General features: G+C 54.4%; 2 protein-coding genes. Both read right to left on the bottom strand.

The annotated features are described in order from the left end of the window. Positions 1-961: 961 nt before the first annotated feature. Entirely contained in the window at positions 962-1,888 is a 927-nt protein-coding gene (locus AC630_RS41755) for a plasmid partitioning protein RepB C-terminal domain-containing protein (protein ID WP_074124257.1), read from the bottom strand. Next, the coding region (locus AC630_RS41750; protein ID WP_349540226.1) for a plasmid partitioning protein RepB C-terminal domain-containing protein at positions 1,885-2,768 on the bottom strand (884 nt) is incomplete at its 5' end. The genes AC630_RS41750 and AC630_RS41755, both read right to left, overlap by 4 nt.

The following is a 2,768-nucleotide window of genomic DNA, read 5'->3' as shown; positions in this document are numbered from 1 at the left end:
GTCCCGGACCTCGGGTGAAAACTTGTTCGTCGTCTTGCTTGTCATGGCTCCATCCTCTCAGGAGTTGGAGCCTCCGGCAAACCCGGGACGGTTCAAGCCGCCGACGACATCGTAGCTTCTGAAAACCTAAGACTCTTCCGGGTGCGCTTGGAAAATAGGGTCCTGGGTCGCGCAGCAAAGGTGCACTGCAAGCGATTGCGGATGGTCTGCGTGTTAGAGATGAGTGCCGACCATCGGCTCCATTACCATTGCATCTTCGAGCGACCTTATCACTGCCAATTCGAGCGCTTCAGGGCAATCATCCGAGACCAATGGTCGAAAACAGATTTCGGCTATCATGAGGTGGACATCCAGGACCGGTCCGATGCCGGATGGACTGACTACCTCCTCAAGCTGCGGCAGAAGCGATCGCTGCTTGATTCCATAGATTGGACCAACTGCCAACTTTGATTGCCGGGCGAAAGGCCCCTCTCAGGCAGCCGATCATCTCGTTCTGTGCAGAAGGCGTCTCGTGTGGAGGCGCTTTAATAGCTAACTGTACTCCAACGGAAGGAGACAACCACACCAAACAAATTGCAGAGTGCTGAAGATCGCAGTCTTAGAAGTGCATAGGCGAGTCACGATTCTTCAGGGTGCTCAGAGGACGGGTAACCCGATTAATCTGAGCATCTCTGGTCCAGAGCAGTAAGTTTCCAAGCCAAATAGGCTGCTTTGAATTCGCACGATTCCCTAGCAATCAATACTGACCGTCTGAAGATGTTGAAATTCGTGGCCATGGTCGTCGGTATTAGGCGCGGCCATCAAGATTACCAAGTGTGCATTGCGCCATGTCAAACCAGAATGGCGCCTGACGCAGTGACGGAGTTTTGCGCGCTGACGTGGTCGTTCAAGATCGAGCACCGGTCGCTTATCGTCAGCCTGCATCAAAGCAGCAGCACTTAGCCAGTCAAGAACCCTCGCACTACTCCGCCGCTTCTCTCGACCCGCCTATTTTTTCTATCTCCGCAATCGATTGAAGTTCGGGCAGGTATTCCTGCCTGTTTTGTATCAGCCAGCGCACAACGCGGGCATTTGAGAGCAGCTTTGCAACATATCCCTTCGCGACGGTCAGATGAAGGTTATCGACTCCGTAGGTCTCTTCCACCGACTTTACTTGGCTCTGTAGGCTGGCGAGTTCCCTCTCCATGCGTGCAATCTGTTCTGAAATCGCGCCGGTTGGGCTGCCCGGATTCGCTTTCGCTATGGGTACACGCTGTTTCTCCGGCGTCGCTGACAAGACACAGTTAGCGAACATCGTTGAGAAATTTCCCTGACCGATCATTAGGTCCGCAGCTTCGACCTGTCTCATGGGAGCCATTTGCCGGAGAATGTCAAAGACCTTCATGGGACATGGAGTGTCTTTCAGCAGGTCCGCTGCTTCCGGGCAGATGCCATCTAAAAGTCGAAAGCGGCGGCGGATGGTCGCAACGTCGAGGCCGAGCGCCTCCGCAATACGGTCTTCGGATACGCCGCGGTCTACCGCTCGCATGATCATCCGATGCTCTTGAACGGCCGCCAACCGGCTAATGCGCTTGTTGTAGGTATATGATTCGTCATCGGTCGATACGAGGCATTCCACCTCGTTTACATTTAAGTCCTTCAGAGCTTCGATGCGCAAATGCCCGTCCAGTAGAAAATACATTCCGGGCTTTTTACGATCCGGCGTTACGACAGGAGCCTCAACGAGGCCGATCGCACGAACCGAGCTGACGATCTGAGCATATTTCTTTCCGCTCTTCACGACCGGCCGCAGAATTTTAAGCGCGACTATCTGGTCGAGCTTCAGCGTGACGGCGGCATTTTCAAACGCAAGCTTCACAAACTTATCGGAACCACTGCTACCTGTCATTCGACTTGCTCCCCACTGATACGTGCGACCAAGGCACGTGGCATGGTGTCCAAGCGCTCTGCTCTCAGAAGTGTGGTAAAGCGTTCGTCGGCGAGAAGATCCTTGAGCGCCTCGACCAAGAACAATAGCTTCGTTTGGGCGTAGTCGGACTTCTTCACGAGAATTCGTTGTTTCTCGGCTTCGCGCTGGTACAGCCGCAGCAAGTCGGCTGGCGTCACCTTTCGAGGCGGTGTCTTTCGTCCAAGCTTAGCTTCTCTGATCGCTTTGCTATGCCGAGCTCTGCGGTCGAGCAGCCGACGTACCGCAGCCAATCGCTTCCCCTTTATTTTTCCCGATGAATAAGCGTCCATCAGAACGTCCTGCATCTCGGCTTCGCTTGCGCGCGCTATGTCGATCGCAAAACTGATCGGTATGAGGCCAGTCTCCACGGCGGCAATGAGCCGTTCCTCCCCTCGCTCCAGAAGATTTATGATCATGCTGACCCAGCTCGCCGTGACACCGATCTTTGCCCCGATATCCGCCTCCGAATACCCGCGCTTGTGCAAGCTTCCGATTTCCTGCATGAGATCGATCGGCCGGTGTTGCCGGCGGGCGATGTTCTCGACAAGGCTCATCACCAAGCAATCAGCCTCTGGGGCGTCGATGATGATCGCCGGTATCTTGCTCTCTCCAAGGACGCGAAATGCCTCAAGCCGCCCTTGACCGCAAACTAGATCGTAAGGGACAGGTCCTTCCACCTTTCGCCGGCTGACGGTGATGGGACGCTTCAGCCCGATCTCTGCGATATTATCGGTTATTTCCCGATGTTGGCCTTTGTTGCGAGTTCGCGGGTTTAGAATATTGATCTGATCGATGGGGATCATCTCAAATTTCTGCTCAC

Origin of the sequence: Bradyrhizobium sp. AS23.2, from assembly GCF_001908185.1 — a bacterium.
Classification (GTDB): Bacteria; Pseudomonadota; Alphaproteobacteria; order Rhizobiales; family Xanthobacteraceae; genus Bradyrhizobium.
Note: the sequence above shows the minus strand (reverse complement) of the source record. Positions and strands in the feature narration are given on the sequence as shown.

What these genes read in the sequence shown, in the direction of transcription:
- AC630_RS41755 (WP_074124257.1), bottom strand. Translation starts at nt 1,888, where the DNA reads ATGACAGGTAGCAGTGGTTCCGATAAGTTTGTGAAGCTTGCGTTTGAA.